Raw genomic sequence first — 23,773 nt, forward strand, 5'->3', positions numbered from 1 at the left:
GTTCCAGACCGGCCGCCCCCCGGGGCCGGTTCACCCGAAATGGGCACGGAGTTTTCCGTGGGTGCCGTCCGGGGACCCGAGCGCGTCCAGCCCCAGCAGTCCGGCCCCCAGGACCGGAGGAGCCGTCACCACCGACACCCGGGCGTGCGGTGCCCGTACGGCGAGGCCCGCCGCGATCCGGTCGTTGAGCTGCGGATGCCGGGCGGCCAGCACGCTGCCGCCGAGCACCACGGGAGCCTCCTCGCCGAGCAGTTCCAGGCGGTCCAGCGCCACCGCCGCCATGGCCACGACCTCGTCCGCCTGCCGGTGCACCAGCGCGACGGCCACCGGGTCCCCGGCGGCCGCCACCGAGAACAGCAGCGGGGCCAGCTCGTGCCGCCGCTCGCCCGGGATCCGGCCCAGGTGCAGCGACTCGATCAGCGCGTACATCGACTCCTGTCCGAAGTGCGCCGGCAGCGCCCGGGCCAGCTCGGTCGGCTCGCCCCGCCCGTCCTCGGCCCGGGCCGCCCACCACAGGGCCTCCTCGGCGAGGCCGCCCCCGCCGCCCCAGTCGCCGGAGATCCGGCCGACCGCGGGGAAGCGCGCGGTCCGCCCGTCCGGAGTCATCCCGACGCAGTTGATGCCCGCCCCGCACACCACCGCGACGCCGCGCGGCCCGGCGCCCGCGGGCAGCCCGGCACGCAGCAGGGCGAAGGTGTCGTTGTACACCGCCGTGGAGCTGCCCCAGTTCCGGCTCCGGATCTCCAGCTCCAGCTCCCGCTCCTCCGCCGGGAAATCGGCGTTGGCCAGACAGGCCGACACGTGCTCGGCGCACGGCCCGTTGCCCGGGCGGGGGTCCAGCCCCGCGGCGGCCATCGCCTCCGCCAGCACGTCGACGGCCGCAGCCACCCCCGTACGGAACGGCTGGAAGCCCCCGGCCTGACCGGAGCTCAGCACCGAGCCGTCCGGGCCGAGGACCGCCACGTCCGTCTTGCTGTTCCCCGCGTCGATGGCCAGCACCGCCGCCGGCCGGGGCCGGGTCACGCCCATGCCAGGTGCTCCTTGTTGTGCGCGAGGAGCCGGTCCGTCAGCCCCTCGGCACGGTCGGTCTGGCCCACCAGCGGGTGGGCCAGCAGCGCCCGGAAGACGCGCTCGCGGCCGCCGCGCAGCGCCGCGTCCAGGGCGAGGTCCTCGTACGCCGTCACGTGTGAGATCAGCCCGGTGTACAGCGGGTCCAGCCGGGGCACGGCCAGCGGCACCGGGCCCGAGCCGTTGACACGTGCCTGTACCTCGACGACCGCGTCGTCCGGCAGGAAGGGCAGGGTGCCGTTGTTGAGCGTGTTGACCACCTGCACGGCCGGTGTGCCGCCGGCGCCGTCGCCCAGCAGCGAGGCCGCCAGGTCCACGGCTGCCTCCGAGTAGAAGGCCCCGCCCCGCTTGGCCAGCAGCGCGGGCTTCTCGTCCAGCGCGGGGTCCCCGTACAGGGCGAGCAGTTCCCGCTCCATTGCGGCGACCTCGGCCGCCCGGGAGGGCTTGGTCGCCAGCTCGCGCACGACCTCGTCGTGCGCGTAGAAGTACCGCAGGTAGTACGACGGTACGACGCCCAGCCGCTCCAGTACCGCACGCGGCAGGCGCAGGTCCCCGGCGATGGCCTCCCCGTGCTCGGCCAGCAGCCGCGGCAGCAGGTCCTCGCCGCCCGGGCCGCCCCGGCGCACCCCCAGCTCCCAGGTGAGGTGGTTGAGCCCCACGTGGTCCAGGTGGATGTCGGCCGGTGCCAGGTCCAGCAGCGCCGCGAACTTGCGCTGGAAGCCGATCGCGACGTTGCACAGCCCGACGGCCTTGTGACCGGCCCGGAGCAGGGCCCTCGTGACGATGCCGACCGGGTTGGTGAAGTCGATGATCCAGGCGTCCGGGCTGGCCCGCCGGACCCGCTCGGCGATGTCGAGGACCACGGGGACGGTGCGCAGTGCCTTGGCGAGCCCGCCGGCGCCCGTGGTCTCCTGCCCGACGCAGCCGCACTCCAGCGGCCAGGTCTCGTCCTGGAGCCGGGCGGCCTGCCCGCCGATGCGCAGCTGGAGCAGGACGGCGTCGGCGCCCTCCACTCCGGCGTCGAGGTCGGAGGTGGTGGTGATCAGCCCCGGGTGCCCGTGCCGGGCGAAGATGCGCCGGGCCAGGCCCCCGATCAGCTCCAGCCGTTCGGTGGCGGGGTCGATCAGCACCAGCTCGCTGACGGGCAGGGTGTCGCGCAGCCGCGCGAAGCCGTCGATCAGCTCGGGGGTGTAGGTGGAACCGCCACCCACCACTGCGAGTTTCATGCCTAGCCTTTCACTCCGGTCAGGGTGACTCCCTCGACGAACGCCTTCTGGGCGAAGAAGAAGAGGACGATCACCGGTGCCATGACCATCACGGTCGCGGCCATGGTCAGGTTCCAGTTGGTGTGGTGCGCCCCCTTGAAGGACTCCAGTCCGTAACTGAGGGTCCAGGCGGCCGGGTTGTCGGAGGCGTAGATCTGCGGGCCGAAGTAGTCGTTCCACAGACAGAAGAACGAGAACAGCGCGACCGCGGCGATGCCCGGCTTCGCCATCGGGAGCACGACCCGCAGCAGCGCGCGCAGCTCGCCGCAGCCGTCGACGCGGGCCGCGTCCAGGTATTCGTCGGGGATGGTCAGCAGGAACTGCCGGAGCAGGAATATGGAGAAGGCGTCGCCGAAGGCCAGCGGGATGATCAGCGGCCACAGGGTGCCCGAGAGGTCCAGCTGCTTGGCCCAGAAGAGGTACATCGGGATGATCACGACCTGGGGCGGCAGCATCATCATGGCGATGACCAGCAGCAGCGACACCCGCTGCCCGCGGAAGCGGAACTTGGCGAGCGCGTACGCCACCGGGATCGAGGACGCCAGGGTCAGCAGCGTGCCCAGCCCGGCGTACAGCAGGGTGTTGCGCCACCAGGTCAGGAAGCCCGGGGTGTTCCACACCTTCGTGTAGTTCTCCCAGACCCAGGTGTCCGGCACAAGGTCGCGGGTGAGCGCCTGCTGATCGGTCATCAGCGAGGTCAGGAAGACGAAGACGAAGGGGAGTACGAAGAACAGGGCGGCGGCGATCGCGAGCGAGTGCACGGCGATCCACTGGAGTACGGCTCTGCGCCGGTGCGCGGGCGTCATCAGTGCCCACCTCCGATCAGGCCGCCGCGGCGGCGCATCAACAGGGCCGTGAAGGCCATGCAGAGGGCGAACAGGACGAGGGCGAGCACACAGGCGGTGCCGTAGTCGAAGCGCTGGAAGCCGACGTTGTAGACGATCTGCGGCAGGGTGAGGGTGGACTTGTCGGGGTAGCCGGGCTCGAACTGCTGCCCGGAGCCGCCGATCACGCCGGCCGCCACCTTCCCCGCGACCAGCGGCTGGGTGTAGTACTGCATCGCCTGGATCACACCGGTCACGACGGCGAACAGGATGATCGGCGAGATGTTCGGCAGGGTGATGTGGCGGAACCGCTGCCAGGCCCCCGCGCCGTCCAGCTCGGCCGCCTCGTACTGCTCCTTCGGTACGTCGAGCAGCGCGGCCATGAAGATCACCATCAGGTCGCCGACGCCCCACACGGCGAGCATGGTCAGTGCGGGCTTGGCCCAGTCGGCGTCGGTGAACCAGCCGGGCTGCGGCAGGCCCGCCCCGTCCAGCAGGGTGTTGACCGGGCCGGTGCCGGGGTTCAGCAGGAACACGAACGCCAGCGTGGCGGCCACCGGCGGGGCCAGGTAGGGCAGGTAGAACAGGGTGCGGAAGATCCCGGTCCCCGTCTTGACCTTCGTGATGAGCATGCCGATCCCGAGTCCGAAGACGACCCGGCAGGCCACCATCACCACGACCAGCCACAGCGTGTTCCGCATCGCCGGCCAGAACAGCGGGTATTGCGTGAACACGTAGGTCCAGTTGTCCAGGCCGTTGAAGACGGGCGGCCGGAAGCCGTCGTACTTCGTGAAGGAGAAGTAGACGGTGGACAGGAGCGGGTAGGCGAAGAAGACGGCGAACCCGATCAGCCAGGGCGACATGAAGGCCGCCGTGCGAAGCGCCGCGCGGCGGCGCTTCGTGCGCAGGGTGTGTGTGGTCATCCGGGGCTACTTCGCCTTCGCGATGTCCGTGTCGATCTGCGTGTCCGTCGTGGCCAGGGCGCCGGGCAGGTCGCTGACCGCGCCCTTCTCGTGCTGGTAGGCCAGGTCGGTGAAGGTCAGCTGGTACGTACCCCCGTCCGCCTGCGGCGGGGTGGTGTTCGACTTCGGGTGCTTCGCGATGTCGATGAAGGTCTTGAAGTTCTCGTCCACCTCGAGCTTCGGCGAGGCGAGCGCCTCGATGGTGGAGGGCACGTTGTGGATGCCGTTGGCGAAGGCCACCACCGCCTCGGTGTCGGTGGTCATGTACTTCACCAGTTCCCACGCGGCGTTCTGCTTCTTGCTGCCCGCGGCGATGCCCATGATCGTGCCGGAGACGTAGCCCTTGCCGTAGTCGGCGGCCTGGTCGTCGGGGACGGGCAGCGGCGCGGTGCCTATCTCGAACGTCACGCCCGCTTCCCTGGCCATGCTCGACCGCCACTCGCCGTCCATCTGCATGGCGACCTGGCCCTTGTGGAAGGGGTGTTCGGCGCCCCACTCGTCACCGAAGGAGGCCCGGAACTTCTCCAGCTTCTCGTACCCGCCGAGCTTCTCGACCAGGTCCTTCTGCGCGGTCAGCATCTTCGCGAAGGCGGGGTCCTTGGCCAGGCCGGACTTGCCGTCGGGGGTGAAGTACGCCGGGCTCCACTGCGCCGCCAGCCGCATCGGGGTGGTCTCGTAGCCGTGGAAGGTGGGCATGATGCCGACCTGCTCGTACGAGTCGCCCTTGCTCTTGGTGAGCTTCTGCGCGACCTCGACGAACTCGCTCCAGGTCTTGGGCGCGGCGGTGATGCCCGCCGCCTTGAAGGCGTCCTTGTTGTAGACCAGGCCGTAGGCGTCGTTCAGCAGCGGCAGCGTGCACTGGTTGCCCTTGAACGAGGTGTAGTTCAGCAGCGACTGCGGGAAGACCTTCGCCTTGTCGACCTTCGACTTCTCCATGAACGGGTTCAGGTCGGCGAACGCGCCCGAGTTGCAGAACTTGCCCACGCTGTCGGTGGTGAAGGAGGACACCACGTCCGGAGCCTTGTCGCCGCCCGCCCGCAGCGACTGGTTGATCTTGTCGTCGGTCATGTTGCCGGTGACCTTGACCTTGATGTTCGGGTGCGCCGCCTCGAACCGCTTGATGTTGTCCTCGATGGCCTTGACCTCGCTGGGCGCGGACCAGCCGTGCCAGAAGTTGATGGTGACGTCCTTGGTGGGGTCGTCACCCGCCGCGTTCTCGGTGGAACCCGTACACGCGGTGGCGAGCAGGGATATGGCCGCGAGGGCGGCGGCTGTGGCGGCTGCGGTGTTCAGGCGGGAGGTTCTGGGCATGGCGATGTCACTCTCTGCGCGGGGGAACTTCCTCGGAGGGGTGCAGAAGGGGCGAACGGTGAACGGACGTGAGGGGTGGTGCGGTTCAGGTGCGGCTCGGAGGGGCGGTTCAGCGGGAGGTGTCGAACACCTCTTCGCGGGTGGTGGCCAGCGCACTCTCCAGCGCGCCGCGCAGCACCGGCCGCTCCGGTACCCCGCCGGGGACCAGCCGGGGCCGGGACGGGGCCAGTTCGGCGAGCTCGGCCTCCAGCAGGCGGCGCAGCGGGTCGCCGCCGGCGACGATCGCGGCCCCGGAGAGCACCACGATCTCCGGGTCCAGCACGGCGACGAGCGAGGCGAGACCGGTGGCCAGCAGGGTGGCGTACGACTGGAGGAAGCGCAGGTTGGCCCCCTCGGGCGCGGCCGCGGCCCGGCCGAGCAGCGCGACGGCGGCGGCCACCTCCGCGCTGTGCGGCCCGCCGGGGGCCGGCAGCGGCTCGGCCTCGACGCCCAGTTCCGCGGCGAGCCCGGGCACCACCTGTACGCCGGCGAGCTCCTGGTAGCCGCCGGTGTTGGCGCGGGTGACCTGGCGGACCAGGGGGTGCCCCGGCACGGGCAGGAAGCCCACCTCGCCCGCGCCGCCGGTCCAGCCGCGGTGCAGCCGGCCGCCGAGCACCAGGGCGGCGCCCAGGCCCTCCTCGTTCCACAGCAGGACGAAGTCCTCGTGGCCGCGCGCCGCGCCGAGGCGCTGTTCGGCGACGGCGGCGAGGTTGACGTCGTTCTCGTACTCGACCGGCATCGGCAGGGCCGCCGCCAGCTCCTCGAGGAGGGCGGGGGAGTGCCAGCCGGGGAGGTGGCTGGCGTAGCGCAGCCGGCCGGTCTGCGGGTCGAAGGCGCCGGGGGTGGCGATGACCACCCGGTGCAGGTCGGAGCGGTGCAGCCCGGCGGCCTTGACGGCTCCGCCGAGGGCTTCGGTCACCTGCTCGATGGCGTCCTTGTCCTCGGAGTACGGGACCTCGTGGGTGCCGATGACGGTGCCGGTGAGGTCGGCGACAGCCGCCAGTACTCGGCCCGGGGTGACATCGAGACCGCCGACGTACGCGGCCCGCGGGTTGACCTCGTAGAGCTGGGCGTTGGGGCCGGGGCGGCCGCCGTCGGTGCCGGTGGCCACGACGAGCCCGGCGGCCTCCAGGCGGGCCAGGAGCTGGGAGGCGGTGGGCTTGGACAGCCCGGTCAGGTGCCCGATCCGGGTCCGGGACAGCGGTCCGTGCGTCAGGAGCAGCTCGAGCGCGGCCCGGTCGTTCATGGCGCGCAGCAGGCTGGGTGTTCCGGGCGTGGCGGCGGGCATGATGCTGACTCTCTCTCCCTCACCGGCGTTTCACCGGGGTGAACTGTTAGGTAAGTTTCCTATCGCCGTTTGAGCTGTGTCAATGCCGCCGCCCCGCAGGAATCTTCCTGCGGGGCGGCGGCACGGAGCGAGGGGTGGCTACTTGGTGATGCGCGGACCCCCCGGCGCGGCCGGCGGCGGGATCGGCGTGGTGGCCAGGGACTGCGGGGACGCCGGGTTGGACAGCGCGGACGGCGCGGCGACCGCGGCGGACGGATCCGCCGCCTCCTCTTCCTCGTCCCCGGCCGGCAGGCCGCCGATGATCCGGATGCCCGCCGCGTCGAAGGCCTCCTTGATCCGCCAGCGCAGCTCCCGCTCCACCGCGAACTGCTGGCCCGGCATCGTCTTCGCCGACACCTTCACCGTCATCGAGGCGAGCAGCACCTCGTCCAGGCCCAGCACCTCCACCGGGCCCCACAGGCGCTCGTCCCAGGGGGACTCCTTCGCCAGGGTGTCGGCGACCTCCTTGACCACCTCGCGGATCCGGGACAGGCTCTCCGACGGCTTGACCTGGACGGCCACGCCCGCCGTGGCCCAGCCCTGGCTGAGGTTGCCGATCCGCTTGATCTCGCCGTTGCGCACGTACCAGATCTCGCCGTTGTCGCCGCGCAGCTTGGTCACCCGCAGGCCGACCTCTATGACCTCGCCCGAGGCCACCCCGGCGTCGATCTTGTCCCCGACGCCGTACTGGTCCTCCATGATCATGAACACGCCGGACAGGAAGTCCGTCACCAGGTTCCGGGCGCCGAAACCGATCGCGACACCGGCCACACCGGCACTCGCCAGCAGCGGCGCCAGGTCGATCTTCAGCGCGGCCAGGACCATCAGCGCGGCCGTGCCGAGGATCAGGAACGAGGCCACCGAACGGAGCACCGAGCCGATCGCCTCCGAACGCTGGCGGCGCCGCTCGGCGTTGACCAGCAGCCCGCCGAGCGCGGTGCCCTCGACCGCCTCGGCGCTGGTGTTCATGCGGGTTATCAGCTTGGTCAGCGCCTTGCGGACCACCGAGCGCAGGGCCGCCGCGATTACGACGATCAGCAGGATGCGCAGGCCGATGCTCAGCCAGGTGGCCCAGTTCTCCTCGATGAAGCTCGCGGCCTCGTTGACGCTTTCGTGCGTCTCCTTGAGCGTCGTGGACGCGTCCGGGGTGTTGGATGCCAGGGGCAGCAGGGCGGCAGGCCAGGGCACGGCGGAAAACCTCCAGGTGTAGCGGTCTGCCCGCAGAAGGGATAGGCGGGCAGAACAACCACACTAACGGGGCATTACCTTCACCCCGACGCAGTGTTCGAGGGAGAGACCAGGCTCACCTGGGGATGACGTGGGTGTGGTTGAAAACACCTCGGACCCGTTACGGGCGCGTGGTGGCGCTTCGACCAGCCGTAAGGAGAGACTGGAGAGCAGATCGTCCCGGCGCGAGCCACGCGCCGCCGACGTACAAGGAGGCAGTCCGTGCCGCACGTCCTGGTCCTCAACGCGTCGTACGAGCCCCTCGGCGTCGTACCGCTCCGCCGCGCGCTCGTCCTCGTCCTGGAGAACAAAGCAGTCTCCCTGGAGGAATCCGGCGCCTATCTGCACAGCGCGACCAGAGTCGTCTCCGCGCCCAGCGTGGTCCGGCTCAAGCGCTTCGTGCGGGTCCCCTACCGGGGGCCCGTTCCGCTCACCCGGCGCGCCCTGTTCGCGCGGGACGGCGGCCGCTGCATGTACTGCGGTGCCGTCGCCACCAGCGTCGACCACGTCATCCCGCGCAGCCGGGGCGGTCAGCACGTGTGGGACAACGTCGTCGCCGCATGCCGCCGGTGCAACCACGTCAAGGCCGACCGGCACCTGGTCGACCTCGGCTGGCGCCTGCGCCACCAGCCGGCTCCGCCGTCCGGGCTGGCCTGGCGGATCATCGGGACGGGGCACCGGGATCCGCGGTGGATGCCGTACCTCCAGCCGTACGGGGCCGAGGATGCGCTGGAGCGCATCGGAGTCGCGGCCTCCTGACCCTGCGGAGCCCCGGCAGCGGGCCCGCAGGGTTACGGCGTGACCGCGTAGGCCTCGGCCGACCAGAGGGAGCAGCCGTACCGCGTGGCGCGGCGCTCGCACGTCACGCGGAGGAAGCGGGTGTCCGGGGCGTCCAGGCGGACGGTTTCGGGGCCGCCCTTGGAGGACGGGACGGTGGCGGCCGGGTGCCAGGTCGCCCCGTCGGGCGAGGTCTCCACCCGGTACGCCGAGGGGTACGCCTCCTGCCAGTGCAGCTCCAGGCGCCCGACCCGGGCCGGGGACGGGAGTTCCGCCTGCCACCAGGCGCCGTCCACCGGCGGTGAGGACCAGCGGGTGGCCGGGGAGCCGTCCAGGGCCGCCGAGGCCGGGAAGTCCGGCGTCTCGTTCGCCGACGAGCTCGCCCGCGCGCCCCGCAGCAGGTCCGAGCCGCCCGTACGGGGCACCGCCCGGACCGTCAGCGTGCGGGACTCCCCGTCGAAGACCACCGGCACCTGGTAGGTGCCTGGCGCGACGGCCGGACCGACCACGACCTCGAACGGGATCGACGCCCGCCCGCCGCGCGGGGCCACCGCGGTCGCCGGCAGGCGGACCTCGATGCCCTGCGGCGGCCGCGCCGACAGCGGCCCGCGGACCTCGCCGGGGCCCAGGGCGGCCAGCTCCGCCGAGACCCGCCGCGGGGCGCCGCCGACCTCGGCGTCCGCCCGGCCCCCGTCCGCCAGTTCGAAACGGGCCCGGGGGCCGTCCCCCAGCCACGGGACCACCCCGTGCACGGCCGGAGCCGCCCCGGCCCCGGCCCAGGACAGCCGCACCGCGTCGGCGCGCAGCCCCGCCGTGTCCACCTGGGTCCAGCCAGACGCCGCGGCCTCGCCGACCTTGCGCCAGCCCTCGCCCGGCACGTGGGCCTCCACCGCCGCGCCCCGGGCCCCGGCCGGCAGCGGTTCCGTCATCACCGTCACCGCGGCCACCGGGCGCTCCGCGTCCAGCCGTACCGTCCAGGCCTGCGCGTCCTTCGTCACCTCGCCCGTCGGACGGGCGGCCCCGGTCCAGGCGTCCGCCTCCTCCACCGCCTTTTTCAGGAAGGGGTCCATGACGGCCTGGTCCACCCGGGCCGCGCCCTCCTCGGCGAGCTCCTGCCGGGCGCGCGTCAGCGCCTGGGAGGCCTGCCAGGCGGCCGACCCGTCCCCGCGGGCCTGGGCCCGCAGTACATCGACCGCCAGCTCGCCCGCCGCCCCGTAGCGCGACAGCCGCTCCAGCCACGGCCCCGCTTCGCCCGCCAGGGCCGGCAGCCGGCCGGGGGCCTCGCGCAGGACGGTGAACGCCTTGCGCAGCTCGGTCCCGGCCGCCGGGTCGCCCGCCGCGCGGGCCTTCCAGAACTGCTCGACCAGCGGCGCCAGGTACGCGGATTCCTCCTGCTTCAAACCCGACCCGGCGCTGTTTCCGGCCAGCGCCGCGACCGCCTCACGCGTGCGCGCGTCGGGGCCCGCCAGCTCGCGCACCGCCGCCGCCCAGGACTCCCCGGGCCGGTAGCCGCGCGGATTCCAGGCGAAGTCCGCCGCCGTGAACAGCGGGATGCGGGACAGGGTGCCCTGCGGCATGGCATTGGCCAGCAGCGCGGCCGAGCCGCCCGCGACCGCCGGTTCGCGGCCCGCGTACGGTCCGAGGAAGATCCGGCCCGGGTCCCAGTCGTTCACCGGGTAGTTGTCCATGAGGACCATCGGGTGGCCCAGTGCCGAGCGCGCCCCGGCCAGCTCCTTGCCGGTGATCGTGCGCGGCACCACGCCCACGCCCGTCCAGGCCACCTCCACCCGTTCGTCCAACGCGGCCGCCAGGGCGGTCCGGTAGGCGGTGGCGCCGTCCTGGTAGAACTCCGTCGGCAGCAGCGACAGCGGGGCCGTCCCCGGATGCCGCGCCGCCAGGTGCGCCGCCAGTTCGCCCGCGACCTCGGCGTGCGCCTTCGCGGCCGCCTTCGGGCCCTTCCCGAACCGTTCCCGGTCCTCCTCGCAGCCCCACTCGGTGTAGCTGACGTCCTGGAACTGCACCTGGAAGGCGTGGAAGCCCAGCTCCCACATCGCGTCCAGCTTGCGCGCGAGCGCCGCCCGGTCGGCCGCCGAGGACAGGCACATCGACTGCCCGGGCGTCACCGCCCAGCCCAGGACGACCCGGTTGGCGCGGGCCCGTTCGGCCAGCGCGCGGAACTCCTCCTGCTGCTCCCGCGGATACTCCTGGCGCCAGGCCGTCGTCCGGTAGGGGTCGTCGCCGGGCGCGAGCAGCAGCCGGTTCTGCTTGGTGCGGCCCATGAAGTCCAGCTGCGCCAGCCGCTGTTCCCGCGTCCACGGCTGCCCGTAGAACGCCTCCGCGATCCCCCGTACGGGCGCGGCGGGCCAGTCGCGCACCAGCACGCCGGGCACCTTCGCCCCGCCCCCGGCGAGGACCGCGCGCAGTGTCTGCGCCGCGTGGAACAGCCCGTCATCCCCCACGCCGGCCAGCGCGACGGTGTCCCGGCCGCCGGGCCGCCCCACGGCCAGCCGGTAGCCCCCGTCCGGCAGGTCACCGGCGTCGGCCGCGCCCAGCGCCCGCAGTGCCTCCAGCGCGTCCGGGCCCTGGAGCCGTACGACGGTGCCCCGTTCGGGCAGCGGCGCCCCGGGGGCCCGCTCGTGCAGGGTCCGTACGCCCGCTCCGCGCAGGGCGTCCCGTACCACCTGGACCGCGTACGGATCGGCGTCGGACGGGGCCACCAGAAAGGCCTCCGCGCCCAACGGCACTTCGCGCGCCGGGTCGGCGGCCATCGACTGCGGCCGGGGCCACACGGCCGGGCCCTCGGCAGGCGTGCGCACGGCGACGGTCCGGGGGTCGAGCACGGGCCCGTCGGCGGCGCCGTACGACGGATCCGTGGCCGGATTGCCCGGTGCGGCCGGCGCGTAGGGCGCCGCGGCGGCCCCGCGAGGCGCGGCCGCCACGGCCCCGCCCAGCAGTGATCCGATCACCGCGATGGCGGCGGCCGTCGCCCGCTTCCTGCCCCTGAGCTGCACAGAGTCTCCTCGTCCCGAGACGTCCCCCGCTCGTACGAATGAGCCCGAGCCCACCACCCGTGCGGCTGGAGTGTCAATGCGAGCGGGCGATCTGACCGGTATACGCCAGGAATGCGATGCCTCCGAGTGGGTAGAGCTGCGGTGTTCTGCGGTGTTCCCAGGCGGTGTTCCACCCTTCTGCACCACGCTTCTGATTTCCCCTCATGCACGAAGGAGTGCCGTAGATGGACGACCTGGCCCGGCTCGCGGCCCTGCACGGCATCGCCACCGCCTACCAGCCCGCCGCGGACGTCACCGTCCAGGTCCCGGAGGCCACCGTCAAGGCCGTCCTCGGCCTGCTCGGGGTGGTCACCGCCGCGCCCGGGGACATCCGGGCGGAGGCCGACGGCGCCGAGCGGGAGGAGGCCGTACGGCTGCTGCCGCCGACCCTGGTGCACTGGCAGGGGGATCCCGCCCCGCCCGCCCTGGCCGGGCTGCCGCCCGGGACCCGGGTCCGGGTGGAGCTGGAGGACACCGGGGCCTGCGTGCCGTGGAGTCCCGCACTGCCCCTCGGGGTCCACCGGGTGGCCGCCGAGGCGCCCGACGGGCGCACCGCCGAAGCCACCCTGATCGAGGCCCCGGACCGGGCCCCCGCCGCGCCCGGGCGGACCCACGGGCTGCTCGTCCAGCTCTACTCCCTGCTCTCCGAGCGCTCCTGGGGCATGGGCGACCTCGGCGACCTCGCCGGCCTCGCCCGCTGGGCCGGACGGACCCACGGCGCCGGGTTCATCCAGGTCAACCCGCTGCACGCGGCGGTGCCCGGCACCCCGACCGACCCGTCCCCCTACCGCCCCTCCTCCCGCCGCTTCCCGGACCCGGTGCACCTGCGGATCGAGGACGTCCCCGAGTACGCCGACTGCCCCGACCGCGAGGCCCTCGCCGAACTCGCCGCCCGGGGCGGGGAGCTGCGCCGCGAGGTCCTGGAGAAGGGCGCGCTGATCGACCGGGACGCCGTGTGGGCGCTCAAGCGGGCCGCCCTGGAGCTGCTGTACGCCGTCCCGCGCACGCCCGGAAGAGAAGCCGCCTACGCGGAGTTCCGTGCCGAACAGGGCCCGCCGCTGGACAAGCACGCCGCCTGGTGCGCGGCCGCGGCCGGGGAGGACCCCGATGAGCGGCTCGACTTCCACCGCTGGCTGGTCTGGCTGACCGACACTCAGCTCGCCGCCGCCCAGCAGGCCGCCCGCGGGGCCGGGATGGCCGTGGGCATCGTGCACGACCTCGCCGTCGGAGTGCACCCCGACGGATCGGACGCCCGTACCGGCCCCTTCCACGCCCGCGGCATCTGCGTCGGGGCGCCGCCGGACGCCTTCAACGCACGCGGCCAGGACTGGGGCCTGCCCCCGTGGCGCCCGGACCGGCTGGCCGCCGCCGGATACGCCCCCTTCCGGGCCCTGCTGCGCGGGGTGTTCCGGTACGCCGGCGCCCTGCGGATCGACCACGTGATGGGCCTGTTCCGGCTCTGGTGGATCCCGGAGGGAAGCCCGCCCGCCGAGGGCACGTACGTCGGCTACGACGGCGAGGCCATGCTGGCGATCCTGGTGCTGGAGGCCCACCGGGCCGGCTCCCTGGTCATCGGCGAGGACCTCGGGACGGTGGAGCCGCGGGTCCGTGCGGCGCTCGCCCGGCGCGGGGTGCTCGGGACCTCGGTGCTGTGGTTCGAGCGGGACTGGGCGGGCGACGGGAGCCCGCTGGCCCCGGGGGCGTGGCGGGCCGACTGCCTGGCCACCGCCACCACCCACGATCTGCCGCCCACGGCCGCCAAGCTGGCCGGCGCCCATGTGGAACTGCGCGACCGGCTGGGCCTGCTGACCCGCCCGCTGGAACGGGAGCGGGAGCAGGACGCCGCCGACACCGCCGAGTGGCTGGCCGTACTGGACCGCCTCGGCCTGGACACCAAGGGCGAGGAGGCCGCCGTACGGGCCCTGTACGCCTTCCTGCTGCGCACCCCCGCGCGGCTGGTCGGCGTATGGCTGCCGGACGCGGTGGGGGACCGGCGGCCGCAGAACCTGCCGGGTACGTGGGACCAGTACCCCAACTGGCGGCTGCCGGTCGCCGATGCCGCGGGGCGGCCGCTGACGCTGGAGGAGCTGGTCGCCTCGCCCCGGGCGAACGCCCTGCTGAGCGCGGTGGGGGAGGGCGTGCGACCTCGTACGGCACCCCCGGGCGCGCGCCCCGTTTAGGTGTTCGCTACGTTTGCACCGTGGACAAGAAGAACGCTCTGCGCGCCGGCGCCGTCACGGCCGGAACGACGCTGATGATGCTGCTGATGACGTCTCCCGCCCTCGCGCTGACCCGCGACGACGGTGACGACCCGGGCCCGGGCCTGAGCATTGCCCAGACGCTCGGCCTCTTCGTGGCCCTGCCGATCGTGCTGTTCCTGGTCATCGCGGGCCTCGTGATGGTCCTCGACAAGTCCGACAGGCAGCAGAAGCAGGCCTGAGCCGGTCCGACCCCGCGGGGTCGGGACCACAGGACTTCCCGGGCGCCGGGGGTCCGCACCGCCGATTCGTTTCGGCCGTGCGGCGACCCCCGGCGCCCTGTCGTGTCTCCGGGCGTGCTCAGACCCCGGCCAGCAGCTTGCGGAGCAGGCCGGTGAGGAGTTCGACCTCCTCCTCGTCCAGCCCGGTGAGCGCGGCGCGCTGTACTTCCAGACCGGCGCCGACGGCCTCGTCGATGAGCGCGAGGCCCCGCTCGGTGATCGTGACCTGGAGCCCGCGCCGGTCGTGGGGATCGGGCTTGCGGCAGAGCAGCCCGGCCTTCTCCAGCTTGTCCAGGCGCCCGGTCATGCCGCCCGTGGTGAGCATGAGCGTGGCCGACAGCTGGCGGGGCGAGAGCGTGTACGGAGCGCCGGAGCGGCGCAGCGTGGCCACGACGTCGAACTCCCCGCGCGAGATGCCGAAGCGGGCGTAGGTCTGCTCCATCGCGTCGCCCATGCCCCTGGCGATCCGGTAGATGCGGCCGAAGACGGCCATGGGGGCCGTGTCCAGGTCGGGGCGCACGGCGTACCACTGGGCGGCGATCGCGTCGACGGCGTCCTTCTCGGACTTCTCGTCCCTCTCGTCCTTCATGGCTGGAGTATCCGGTTCCCTTCCGTCGTTCGCAAGAAAGTTGCTTGATGCTAAGTGGCTTAGCGGTAAGCTACTTACCAGCAACCGACTTGGGGGAGGCGTCGTGAACGCAGTCAGTGCGGCACGGGTGGAGGGGGAGCGGTCCCTGCTCCTCGGTATCGGGATCAGCGCGGTCGGGATCGGGATGTACGTCCCGTTCTCGCTCGTCTTCTTCCACCACGTCACGGGCCTCTCCTTCACCCTGGTCGGCCTGGTCCTGACCGTCACCGGGGTGGCCGGACTGATCTTCATGCCGCTGGCGGGCACGGCCGTCGACCGGTTCGGCGCCAAGAAGGTCAACCTCGTGCTCTACGGGATACGGGCGGTCGGCTTCGCCCTCTACCCCTTCGCGGGCTCCCTGCCCGCCTTCGCCGCGGTCGCCCTCGTCACCGCCCTCGCCGACCGGTCCTTCGGAGTCGTCCAGCAGTCCCTGATCGGGGAGGTCGCGCAGGGCTCCGCCCGTGACCGGCTCCAGGCCTCCACCCGGGCCCTGCAGAACGCCGGGATGGGCGCGGGCGCCCTGCTCGTCTCCGGGGTGCTGGGGCTGTGGGGGACCGGCGGGTTCACCTACACCGCCTGGGCCAACGCGCTTGCCTTCGCCCTCGCCGGACTGCTCGTCAGCCGGGTGCGCCCGGTCCGCGCCGCCGCGACGGGATCGGCCCGGCCGGCGCCCGCCGGCTACCGGACCGTCCTGCGGGACCGGCCCTTCCTCGGGCTCACCGCCGCCAACTTCCTCACCGCGCTGGGCTACGCGGCCCTCTCCGTGCTCTTCCCCCTCTACCTCTCCACCTGGCTGGCCGCCCCCGACTCCCTCACCGGAGCCGCCTTCACCGTCAACACCGCCCTCTGCGCGGGCGTCGGTGTCCTGATCGCGGGCCGGGTCCGCCGCTCCGGCGCCCGCCGCACCCGCTCCGCGGCCCTCGGCGCGCTGCTCTTCGCCGCCGCTTTCGTCGGGCAGATCGTGCTCGGGACCCTCCGCCCCGGGCAGACCGTCACCCTCGTCGCGCTGCTGGCCATCGTCGTCGTCTACACCCTCGGCGAACTGGTGCACAGCCCGTCCGGGGGCGCCCTGTCGGTCTCGGCCGCCCCCGAAGCCGTCCGCGGCCGCTACCTGGCCACCTACCAGCTCTCGTACTCGCTGGCCACGGCGCTGGCCCCCGCCCTGTTCACCGCCCTGCTCTCCGTCGACGGGCGCCTGCCCTGGGCCGTACTGACCGTCGCCGCGCTGGGCGCCGCCCTCGCGCTGCTCCGGCTGGAGCGGCACCTGCCCGCGGAGGCCGTGCACGCCGAGCCGCCGGCCGCGGCGCCGCGCACGCTCGCGCCGGCCGCCGCCTGAACGCCTCGCCTGAACCCTGCTGCCTGATCCCCTCTTCCGAGGAGTCGCCTGCCATGAAGCGCATCGCCACCGTCGCCCTGACCGCCCTCGCCCCCGTTTCCTGGGGTTCGACCTACGCCGTGACGACCGAACTGCTCCCGCCCGACCGGCCCATGTTCACCGCGGTCATGCGGGCCCTGCCCGCGGGGCTGCTGCTGACCGCCCTCGCCCGTACGCTGCCCAAGGGCGCATGGTGGTGGAAGTCCGCCGTCCTCGGCACCCTCAACATCGGCGCCTTCATGCCGCTGCTGTTCCTCTCCGCGTACCGGCTGCCCGGCGGTGTCGCGGCCGTACTCGGCGCCGCCGGACCCCTGTTCGTCGTGGGGCTCGCCGCCCTCCTCCTCGGGGAGCGGGCGAGCCTGCGCACCGTGCTCGCCGCCGTCGCGGGCGCGTTCGGCGTGAGCATGGTCGTCCTCACCGCCGAGGCCGAGCTCGACCTCATCGGCATCCTCGCCGGGGTGATCTCCTCCGCCTCCATGGGCGCGGGCACCGTCATGACCAAGCGCTGGGGCCGCCCCGAGGGGGTCGGCCCGCTGGCCATGGCCGGCTGGCAGCTCACCGTGGGCGGGCTGGTCATCATCCCCGTCGCCGCGCTCGTCGAGGGGGCGCCGCCCGCGCTCGACGGCAGGGCCCTGCTCGGCTACGGCTACATGATGCTGATCAACACCGGTATCGCGTACTGGCTCTGGTTCCGCGGGATCGGCCGGCTCAGCGCCACCTCGGTCACCCTGCTCGGCCCGCTCTCGCCGCTCACCGCCGCCGTCATCGGCTGGGCCGCCCTCGGACAGGCGCTGACCCCCGTACAGCTGGTGGGCATGGCGATCGCCTTCGGAGCCACCGTCGCAGGCCAGATCGTGGTCGCCCGTACCGCTCAACCGTTCAGTTCAACTGAACAGAACGATCGAAACATTTCGATGGACCTGAGCGATGAGAGGGTGCGACGGTAGTCCCCACGACAGACAGACCCGACCCCGAGGGGGAGACACACAGTGGCCGTCATGGACCGCGTCCGTACCGCTTCGCACGGCAAGCCCACAGCCACGGGAAAGAAGGGGGCCGCCGGACTCGGCGTACTCCTCGCCCTGCTCGCGACGGTCGTCTGGTCCGGCAGCTTCGTCGCCACCCGGGACATGGCCGACAGCGTCCCGCCCGTCCAGGCCGTCTTCTGGCGCTGGATCATCGCCACCCTCGCGGTGGCCCCCTTCGCCGCCCGCCAGGCCTGGCAGCAGCGGGCCCTGATCCGGGCGCACCTCGGCTTCGTCGCCCTCGCCACGCTGTTCGGCGTCACCCTCTACAACACCCTCGTGCACCAGGCCGGACTGACCACATCCGCCTCCAACATGGGCATGATCATGGCCGCTTCGCCCGTCGTCATGGCGCTCTACGCCCGGCTCGGCGGCGAACGGCTCGGCGCCCGGCGCACCTTCGGGCTGCTGCTGGCCGCCTTCGGGGTGCTGCTGCTCGTCGGCGACGGCTCCCTCGGCTTCGACTTCGGCGCCGGCGACCTGTGGATGTTCGGCGCGGCCCTGTCCTTCGCCAGCTACAGCGCCCTGCTCAAGCGCAAGCCCGCCGAACTGGGCGGCCTGGCCTTCCTGATCACCACCTTCGTGCTCGGCGCGCTGATGCTGGCCCCCGCCTACGCGATCTCCGTCTCCGTGCAGGGCGGCTTCGAGGTCACCGCCGGAACGGCCGGACCGCTGCTGTACGTCGGGGTGTTCTCCTCGGCCGTCGCCTTCTTCGCCTGGAACAAGGCGATCTCGGTCATCGGGGCGGCCCGCGCCGGAGTCGTCTACTACCTCCAGCCGGTGTGCGTGGCGGGCCTCGGCTTCCTGCTGCTGGGCGAGCAGACCGGCCCGACCCAACTGCTCTGCATGGCGCTGATCCTGGGCGGCGTGGCACTGGGAGCACGGCGGTAGGTTCGGCCCCATGACCGAGTGGGACATCAAGAAGCTGCGGATCCTGCGGACCCTCGCCGAACAGGGGACCGTGACCGCGACGGCCGAGGCGCTGCACATGACGCCCTCGGCCGTTTCGCAGCAGCTGACGAACCTCGCGCGGCAGCTCGGGGTGGCGCTGCTGGAGGCCCAGGGCCGCCGGGTCCGGCTCACCGACGCGGCGCACCTCGTACTGCGGCACGCGGAGGCGGTGTTCGCGGAGCTGGAGCGGGCCGACGCGGAGCTGGCCGGGTATCTCGCCGGGGACGCGGGGGAGGTGCGGATCGGCGCCTTCTCCACCGCCGTGCCGGCGCTCGTGGTCCCGGCGGTGGCGGCGCTGCGGCGGTCCCACCCGGGGGTGGAGGTCCGGATCCGGGAGACGGAGGCGGCGGAGTCGTACGAGCTCCTGTCGGCCGGCGGCGTGGACCTGGCGCTCTCACTGGCGGCCCATGCGCCGACCGCGCGCGATCCCCGGTTCACCCGGGTGACGCTGATGGAGGACCCGCTGGACGTGGCCCTCCCGCCGGGGCATCCGCTGGCGGCCGCGCCGGACCTGAGGCTGGCGGACCTGTCCGGAGACCCGTGGATCTACGGGGGCAGCGGCCCCTGGTCGGAGATCGCCGTGGGCGCGTGCGAGGCGGCGGGCTTCGTCCCGGAGCAGGCGCACTCGGCGTCCGGCTGGACCGCGATCCTGGCCATGGTGGAGGCCGGCATGGGCGTGGCCCTCGTACCCCGCATGGTGTCGAGCCGCGCCTCGGGCGTGGCGGTCCGGGTCCTCACCCACGACCGCCCGACGCGGCACGTCATCGCGGCGGTCCGCCGTGGCGCGGAGTCCGCGCCGGCGGTGTCCCACGCCCTGACGGCCCTGCGCGCCGCCGCTGCTGGGGCTCCGCCCCAGACCCCGCGCCTCAAACGCCGGCGGGGCTGAAATTGCCCCGCCGGCGACTGAGGCGGCTTAGACCCGAGCGGCAGCGGAAGCGGCGTCGGCTGCCTGGGCCCGCAAGGCGCGTTCGACGCCCGCGCGGGACTCCGAGACCAGCCGGCGCAGGGCCGCGTTCGGCTCGGCCGAGGCCAGCCAGGCGTCCGTCGCGGCCAGGGTCTCCGGGGAGACCGCGAGCGCCGGGTACAGGCCGAGCGCGATCTGCTGGGCGATCTCGTGGCTGCGGGTGTCCCAGACCTGCTTGACCGCCGCGAAGTACTTCTCGGTGTACGGGGCGAGCAGCTCGCGCTGGTCGGTCTGCACGAAGCCGGCGATCACCGCCTCCTGCACCGCGTTCGGCAGGTCATCGGCCTCCACCACCGAGGCCCACGCCCCGGCCTTGGCCTCCGCCGTCGGGCGCGCCGCCCGGCAGGTCGCAGCGTGGCGCTCGCCCGCCGCCGTGGAGTCCCGCTCCAGCTCGGCCGCGATGGCCGGCTCGCCGGAGACACCCGTCGCGACCAGGCGCTCCAGGAACGTCCAGCGCAGCTCCGTGTCGACGGCCAGGCCCTCGAGCACGGCCGCGCCGTCCAGCAGCGCCGACAGGTACGTCAGCTGACCCTCGGTACGGGCGGTGTCCGCGAACGTACGTGCCCACGCCAGCTGGTGGTCGCTGCCCGGCTCGGCCGCACGCAGGTGCTCCAGCGCGGCCTCGGTCCAGATCGCCAGGCCCTCCTCGCGCCACGCCGGGTCGGCGTACAGGTCGACGGCCAGCTTCGCCTGACGCTGCAGCGTCTGGACGACGCCGATGTCGGACTCCTTGCCGATGCCGGAGAGCACCAGCGCGAGGTAGTCACGGGTGGCCAGCTCGCCGTCCCGGGTCATGTCCCAGGCCGAGGCCCAGCACAGCGCGCGCGGCAGGGACTCGGTGAAGTCGCCCAGGTGCGCGGTCACGCATCCCAGCGAGACCTCGTCCAGGCGGACCTTCGCGTACGACAGGTCGTCGTCGTTCAGCAGCACGACGGCCGGGCGGGCGCGGCCCACCAGCTCCGGCACCGCCGTCAGCGCGCCGTCGATGTCCAGCTCGATCCGGTCGGTGCGCACGAGGCGGCCGTCCTGGAGCTCGTACAGGCCCACCGCGATGCGGTGCGGGCGCAGTACCGGCTCGCCCTTGGCGCCCGCCGGGAGCGCCGGGGCCTCCTGGCGGATCGCGAAGGCGGTGATCGCACCGTTCGCGTCCGTCTCGATCTCCGGGCGCAGGATGTTGATGCCCGCGGTCTCCAGCCACGCCTTCGACCAGGCGGTCAGGTCGCGGCCCGAGGTCTCCTCCAGGGCGCCCAGCAGGTCGGACAGGCGCGTGTTCCCGAACGCGTGCGCCTTGAAGTACGCCTGCACGCCCTTGAAGAACTCGTCCATGCCGACGTAGGCCACGAGCTGCTTGAGCACCGAGGCGCCCTTGGCGTACGTGATGCCGTCGAAGTTGACCAGGACGTCGTCCAGGTCACGGATGTCCGCCATGATCGGGTGCGTGGACGGCAGCTGGTCCTGCCGGTACGCCCAGGTCTTCGTGGAGTTGGCGAAGGTGGTCCACGCGTGCGGCCACTTCGAGCCCTCGGCGTAGGCCTGGCAGGCGATCGAGGTGTAGGTGGCGAACGACTCGTTCAGCCACAGGTCGTTCCACCACTCCATGGTGACGAGGTCGCCGAACCACATGTGGGCGAGCTCGTGCAGGATCGTCTCCGCGCGCACCTGGTAGGCGGCGTCCGTCACCTTCGAGCGGAAGACGTACTGGTCGCGGAAGGTGACGGCGCCCGCGTTCTCCATGGCGCCGGCGTTGAACTCCGGGACGAAGAGCTGGTCGTACTTGGTGAACGGGTAGGCGTAGGCGAACTTCTCCTGGAACCAGTCGAAGCCCTGCCGGGTCACCTCGAAGATCGCGTCCGCGTCGAGGAACTCGGCGAGCGAGGGCCGGCAGTAGATGCCGAGCGGCACGGACTGCCCGTCCGGGCCCTCGTAGGAGCTGTGCACCGAGTGGTACGGGCCGACGATCAGCGCGGTGATGTACGAGGAGATGCGCGGGGTCGGCTCGAAGACCCACACGTTGTCCTTGACGTCCGCGGCCTCCGGCGTCACCGAGTTCGAGATGACCGTCCAGCCCTCGGGGGCCGTCACGGTGAACTGGAACGTGGCCTTCAGGTCGGGCTGCTCGAAGCTGGCGAAGACCCGCCGCGCGTCCGGCACCTCGAACTGGGTGTACAGGTAGGCCTGCTGGTCGACCGGGTCGACGAAGCGGTGCAGGCCCTCGCCGGTGTTGGTGTACGCGCAGTCCGCGACGACCCGGAGCTCGTTGGCCCCGGCCGCCAGGTGCTCCAGGGCGATGCGCGAGTCCCGGAAGACGGCGGCGACGTCCAGCGACTTGCCGTTCAGGACGACCTCGTGCACGGCCGGGGCGACCAGGTCGATGAAGGTCTCGGCCCCGGCCTCGGCCGACTGGAAGCGCACGGTGGTCACGGAGGGGTACGTACCGCCCTCCTGCGCGCCGCTGAGATCGAGTTCGATCTCGTAGGAGTCGACGGTCAGCAGCTTTGCCCGCTGCTGAGCCTCTTCACGGGTGAGATTCGTGCCTGGCACGCGGTCATCTCCTTCGATGGTTACGTTGCCCGCCATCCTTCCACGAGGGCCGGGTCACCGTGCCGGAGTAATCCACGGGCGAACGCGAGGTCGGAAACCTGCCAGACGGCGGCGGGCGGCGGCGCGACGCTGGTGGGCATGAGCATCAGGTACTGGGCGAGGCCCATCGAGGAGGCGGCGCTCAAAGAGCTCCGCGTACGTGACGACGCGGGGCGGGAGCCCGTCCCGTACACCGACGACGAGGGCGGCGCGCCGCTGAGGTGCTGCCTGCGGCCGAGCGCGGCCGGTGAGCGGATCGTGCTCGTCTCGTACGCACCGCTGCGCCGCTGGGCCGCCGCCACCGGGGCGGAGCCGGGTGCGTACGACGAGCAGGGGCCGGTCTTCGTCCATGCCGAGGACTGCGGCGGGCCCGCCGGTGGCGCGGAGTCGTACCCCTTCACCCGGCCGGGCCTGCAGCGCACCGCCCGCCGGTACAGCGCCCGCGGGCACATACTCGGCGGGCGGGTGCTCGACCTCGGCGATGACCCCGAAGCCGTGCTCGGGCAGGCCCTGGACGAGGCCTTCGGCGATCCGCAGGTCGCGCTAGTGCACGTCAGGGCCGCCGAGTTCGGCTGCTTCCAGTTCGAGGTGCGCAGGCCCTGACAGGGGAGAGGGGCGGCGCCCTGACGGCGCCGCCCCTCAGCCGTGCGAGCGGGATCAGCCGCGCAGCTCCTCGGCCACGAGCTCGGCGATCTGGACCGCGTTCAGGGCCGCGCCCTTGCGGAGGTTGTCGTTCGAGACGAAGAGCGAGAGGCCGTTCTCGACGGTCTCGTCGACGCGGATGCGGCCCACGTACGAGGCGTCCTTGCCGGCGGCCTGGAGTGGGGTCGGGATCTCGGACAGCTCGACGCCCGGGGCGTCCTTCAGCAGCTCGTACGCGCGCTCGACGCTGATCGGGCGGTCGAAGCGGGCGTTGACCTGGAGGGAGTGGCCGGAGAAGACCGGCACGCGCACGCAGGTGCCGGAGACCTTGAGCTCCGGGATCTCCAGGATCTTGCGGGACTCGTTGCGGAGCTTCTGCTCCTCGTCGGTCTCGAAAGAGCCGTCGTCCACGATCGAGCCGGCGAGCGGGACGACGTTGAAGGCGATGGGCCGCTTGTAGACCGCGGGCTCCGGGAACTCGACGGCCTCGCCGTCGTGGGCCAGCTCCGCTGCGCGCGGGGCCACGGCCTTGACCTGGCCGTCGAGCTCGGCGACGCCGGCCACACCGGAGCCGGAAACGGCCTGGTAGGTGGTGGCGATCAGCGCGTTCAGGCCCGCCTCGTCGTGCAGCACCCGCAGCACCGGCATCGCGGCCATGGTGGTGCAGTTCGGGTTCGCGATGATGCCCTTGGGGCGGTTCTTGATCGCGTGCGGGTTGACCTCGGAGACGACGAGGGGGACCGCGGGGTCCTTGCGCCAGGCGGAGGAGTTGTCGATCACGACGGCGCCCTGCGAGGCGACCTTCTCGGCGAGGGCCTTGGAGGTGGCGCCGCCCGCGGAGAACAGCACGATGTCCAGGCCCGAGTAGTCGGCCGTGGAGGCGTCCTCGATGGTGATCTCCCGGCCCTCCCACACCAGGGTCGAGCCGGCCGAACGGGCCGAGGCGAACAGCCGCAGCTCGTCCACCGGGAACTTCCGCTCGGCGAGGATGCCGCGCATGACTCCGCCGACCTGTCCGGTGGCTCCGACGATTCCGACCCTCACGGTGACTCCTTCTGGTACCTACGACGCGGGCGCGCGTGAGGCCATCATGCGTTCGACCCCACGAGCCTTGTCCAATCCATTGTCCGAGGAACGGACGGTGTCCTGAATGTGAACCCCCGTGACGAGTGTGTGGCGGGCCTGTTGCGGCACCCATCAAACATCGTTTTGGCAGGTCACAGCCGGTTAGCTTCCGTTCTGTCGGGTCCGTAATCCGGATCCGGTGTCCGCTGACCGA

Annotated in this window: 19 protein-coding genes; 8 read left to right on the forward strand and 11 right to left on the reverse strand. The window is 72.7% G+C overall.

Annotated features, from left to right (window positions below):
- Nucleotides 1-30: 30 nt before the first annotated feature.
- The 7 genes from JIW86_RS26105 to JIW86_RS26135 all read right to left on the reverse strand — a co-directional run bounded on the left by JIW86_RS26105 (nucleotide 31) and on the right by JIW86_RS26135 (nucleotide 7,984).
- Entirely contained in the window at nucleotides 31-1,029 is a 999-nt protein-coding gene (locus JIW86_RS26105; protein ID WP_257556288.1) for an N-acetylglucosamine kinase, read from the reverse strand.
- Nucleotides 1,020-2,294, reverse strand: a complete 1,275-nt coding sequence (locus tag JIW86_RS26110) for a 6-phospho-beta-glucosidase (RefSeq protein WP_257556289.1) — start codon at nucleotides 2,292-2,294, stop codon at nucleotides 1,020-1,022. Before JIW86_RS26110 ends, JIW86_RS26105 begins: the two co-directional genes overlap by 10 nt.
- 2 nt (nucleotides 2,295-2,296) lie before the next feature.
- Complete coding sequence (locus JIW86_RS26115; protein ID WP_257556290.1) at nucleotides 2,297-3,139, reverse strand: carbohydrate ABC transporter permease; 843 nt, start codon at nucleotides 3,137-3,139, stop codon at nucleotides 2,297-2,299.
- Nucleotides 3,139-4,080 (reverse strand): carbohydrate ABC transporter permease, encoded by a 942-nt coding sequence (locus tag JIW86_RS26120; RefSeq protein ID WP_257556291.1) that lies wholly within the window; start codon nucleotides 4,078-4,080, stop codon nucleotides 3,139-3,141. The genes JIW86_RS26115 and JIW86_RS26120 overlap by 1 nt, the downstream gene beginning before the upstream one ends.
- 6 nt (nucleotides 4,081-4,086) lie before the next feature.
- A complete protein-coding gene (locus JIW86_RS26125) occupies nucleotides 4,087-5,430 on the reverse strand; it encodes an ABC transporter substrate-binding protein (RefSeq protein WP_257556292.1) in 1,344 nt (447 codons plus the stop codon).
- A 109-nt stretch (nucleotides 5,431-5,539) separates the two neighbouring features.
- Nucleotides 5,540-6,757: an ROK family transcriptional regulator gene (locus JIW86_RS26130; RefSeq protein ID WP_257556293.1), complete on the reverse strand. Its 1,218-nt coding sequence runs from the start codon at nucleotides 6,755-6,757 to the stop codon at nucleotides 5,540-5,542.
- Nucleotides 6,758-6,895: 138 nt separating this feature from the next.
- Nucleotides 6,896-7,984 carry a mechanosensitive ion channel family protein gene (locus JIW86_RS26135; RefSeq protein WP_257556294.1) on the reverse strand — a complete coding sequence of 363 codons (1,089 nt, stop codon included), beginning with the start codon at nucleotides 7,982-7,984 and terminating at the stop codon, nucleotides 6,896-6,898.
- Nucleotides 7,985-8,245: 261 nt separating this feature from the next.
- Here JIW86_RS26135 and JIW86_RS26140 point away from each other — a divergent pair, with 261 nt between their 5' ends.
- A complete protein-coding gene (locus tag JIW86_RS26140; RefSeq protein WP_215139986.1) occupies nucleotides 8,246-8,782 on the forward strand; it encodes an HNH endonuclease in 537 nt (178 codons plus the stop codon).
- A gap of 32 nt (nucleotides 8,783-8,814) precedes the next feature.
- On the opposite strand, the gene JIW86_RS26145 is transcribed toward JIW86_RS26140, so the two are convergent.
- The gene (locus JIW86_RS26145) at nucleotides 8,815-11,811 is read right to left on the reverse strand and encodes a beta-N-acetylglucosaminidase domain-containing protein (protein WP_257556295.1); all 2,997 of its coding nucleotides are present in this window, start codon (nucleotides 11,809-11,811) and stop codon (nucleotides 8,815-8,817) included.
- Between the two features lie 224 nt (nucleotides 11,812-12,035).
- On the opposite strand from JIW86_RS26145, the gene JIW86_RS26150 reads away from it, so the two are divergent.
- Nucleotides 12,036-14,030 (forward strand): 4-alpha-glucanotransferase, encoded by a 1,995-nt coding sequence (locus JIW86_RS26150; protein WP_257556296.1) that lies wholly within the window; start codon nucleotides 12,036-12,038, stop codon nucleotides 14,028-14,030.
- A 20-nt stretch (nucleotides 14,031-14,050) separates the two neighbouring features.
- On the forward strand, nucleotides 14,051-14,290 hold the full coding sequence (locus JIW86_RS26155) for a hypothetical protein (protein ID WP_257556297.1): 240 nt from the start codon (nucleotides 14,051-14,053) through the stop codon (nucleotides 14,288-14,290).
- Between the two features lie 118 nt (nucleotides 14,291-14,408).
- Here JIW86_RS26155 and JIW86_RS26160 read toward each other — a convergent pair whose 3' ends face one another.
- Nucleotides 14,409-14,918, reverse strand: coding sequence for a MarR family winged helix-turn-helix transcriptional regulator (locus tag JIW86_RS26160; protein ID WP_215139993.1), 510 nt, complete (start codon nucleotides 14,916-14,918; stop codon nucleotides 14,409-14,411).
- A 103-nt stretch (nucleotides 14,919-15,021) separates the two neighbouring features.
- On the opposite strand from JIW86_RS26160, the gene JIW86_RS26165 reads away from it, so the two are divergent.
- Genes JIW86_RS26165 through JIW86_RS26180 form a run of 4 tightly spaced genes read left to right on the forward strand, consistent with a single transcriptional unit; the run spans nucleotide 15,022 to nucleotide 19,194 of the window.
- Nucleotides 15,022-16,293, forward strand: coding sequence for an MFS transporter (locus tag JIW86_RS26165; RefSeq protein WP_257556298.1), 1,272 nt, complete (start codon nucleotides 15,022-15,024; stop codon nucleotides 16,291-16,293).
- Between the two features lie 53 nt (nucleotides 16,294-16,346).
- Nucleotides 16,347-17,279 (forward strand): EamA family transporter, encoded by a 933-nt coding sequence (locus tag JIW86_RS26170; RefSeq protein WP_257556299.1) that lies wholly within the window; start codon nucleotides 16,347-16,349, stop codon nucleotides 17,277-17,279.
- A gap of 51 nt (nucleotides 17,280-17,330) precedes the next feature.
- Complete coding sequence (locus JIW86_RS26175; protein ID WP_257556300.1) at nucleotides 17,331-18,248, forward strand: DMT family transporter; 918 nt, start codon at nucleotides 17,331-17,333, stop codon at nucleotides 18,246-18,248.
- A gap of 10 nt (nucleotides 18,249-18,258) precedes the next feature.
- On the forward strand, nucleotides 18,259-19,194 hold the full coding sequence (locus tag JIW86_RS26180) for a LysR family transcriptional regulator (protein ID WP_257556301.1): 936 nt from the start codon (nucleotides 18,259-18,261) through the stop codon (nucleotides 19,192-19,194).
- A 27-nt stretch (nucleotides 19,195-19,221) separates the two neighbouring features.
- On the opposite strand, the gene pepN is transcribed toward JIW86_RS26180, so the two are convergent.
- Nucleotides 19,222-21,813 (reverse strand): aminopeptidase N, encoded by a 2,592-nt coding sequence (pepN, locus tag JIW86_RS26185; protein ID WP_257556302.1) that lies wholly within the window; start codon nucleotides 21,811-21,813, stop codon nucleotides 19,222-19,224.
- Nucleotides 21,814-21,951: 138 nt separating this feature from the next.
- Between pepN and JIW86_RS26190 the strand changes: the two genes are divergently transcribed.
- Nucleotides 21,952-22,455: a DUF1203 domain-containing protein gene (locus tag JIW86_RS26190; RefSeq protein WP_257556303.1), complete on the forward strand. Its 504-nt coding sequence runs from the start codon at nucleotides 21,952-21,954 to the stop codon at nucleotides 22,453-22,455.
- A 54-nt stretch (nucleotides 22,456-22,509) separates the two neighbouring features.
- Here the strand turns inward: JIW86_RS26190 and JIW86_RS26195 are convergent, their stop codons facing one another.
- Nucleotides 22,510-23,538: an aspartate-semialdehyde dehydrogenase gene (locus JIW86_RS26195; RefSeq protein ID WP_257556305.1), complete on the reverse strand. Its 1,029-nt coding sequence runs from the start codon at nucleotides 23,536-23,538 to the stop codon at nucleotides 22,510-22,512.
- Between the last annotated feature and the right edge of the window lie 235 nt (nucleotides 23,539-23,773).

The organism is Streptomyces sp. NBC_00162 (assembly GCF_024611995.1).
Classification (GTDB): domain Bacteria; phylum Actinomycetota; class Actinomycetes; order Streptomycetales; family Streptomycetaceae; genus Streptomyces.

Bases quoted from the DNA above. Each gene is read 5' to 3' on its own strand.
- JIW86_RS26120 (WP_257556291.1), bottom strand. From the start codon at position 4,080: ATGACCACACACACCCTGCGCACGAAGCGCCGCCGCGCGGCGCTTCGC.
- JIW86_RS26115 (WP_257556290.1), bottom strand. From the start codon at position 3,139: ATGACGCCCGCGCACCGGCGCAGAGCCGTACTCCAGTGGATCGCCGTG.
- JIW86_RS26125 (WP_257556292.1), bottom strand. From the start codon at position 5,430: ATGCCCAGAACCTCCCGCCTGAACACCGCAGCCGCCACAGCCGCCGCC.
- JIW86_RS26180 (WP_257556301.1), top strand. From the start codon at position 18,259: ATGACCGAGTGGGACATCAAGAAGCTGCGGATCCTGCGGACCCTCGCC.
- JIW86_RS26170 (WP_257556299.1), top strand. From the start codon at position 16,347: ATGAAGCGCATCGCCACCGTCGCCCTGACCGCCCTCGCCCCCGTTTCC.
- JIW86_RS26105 (WP_257556288.1), bottom strand. From the start codon at position 1,029: ATGGGCGTGACCCGGCCCCGGCCGGCGGCGGTGCTGGCCATCGACGCG.
- JIW86_RS26175 (WP_257556300.1), top strand. From the start codon at position 17,331: ATGGACCGCGTCCGTACCGCTTCGCACGGCAAGCCCACAGCCACGGGA.
- JIW86_RS26160 (WP_215139993.1), bottom strand. From the start codon at position 14,918: ATGAAGGACGAGAGGGACGAGAAGTCCGAGAAGGACGCCGTCGACGCG.
- JIW86_RS26150 (WP_257556296.1), top strand. From the start codon at position 12,036: ATGGACGACCTGGCCCGGCTCGCGGCCCTGCACGGCATCGCCACCGCC.
- JIW86_RS26130 (WP_257556293.1), bottom strand. From the start codon at position 6,757: ATGCCCGCCGCCACGCCCGGAACACCCAGCCTGCTGCGCGCCATGAAC.
- JIW86_RS26110 (WP_257556289.1), bottom strand. From the start codon at position 2,294: ATGAAACTCGCAGTGGTGGGTGGCGGTTCCACCTACACCCCCGAGCTG.
- JIW86_RS26190 (WP_257556303.1), top strand. From the start codon at position 21,952: ATGAGCATCAGGTACTGGGCGAGGCCCATCGAGGAGGCGGCGCTCAAA.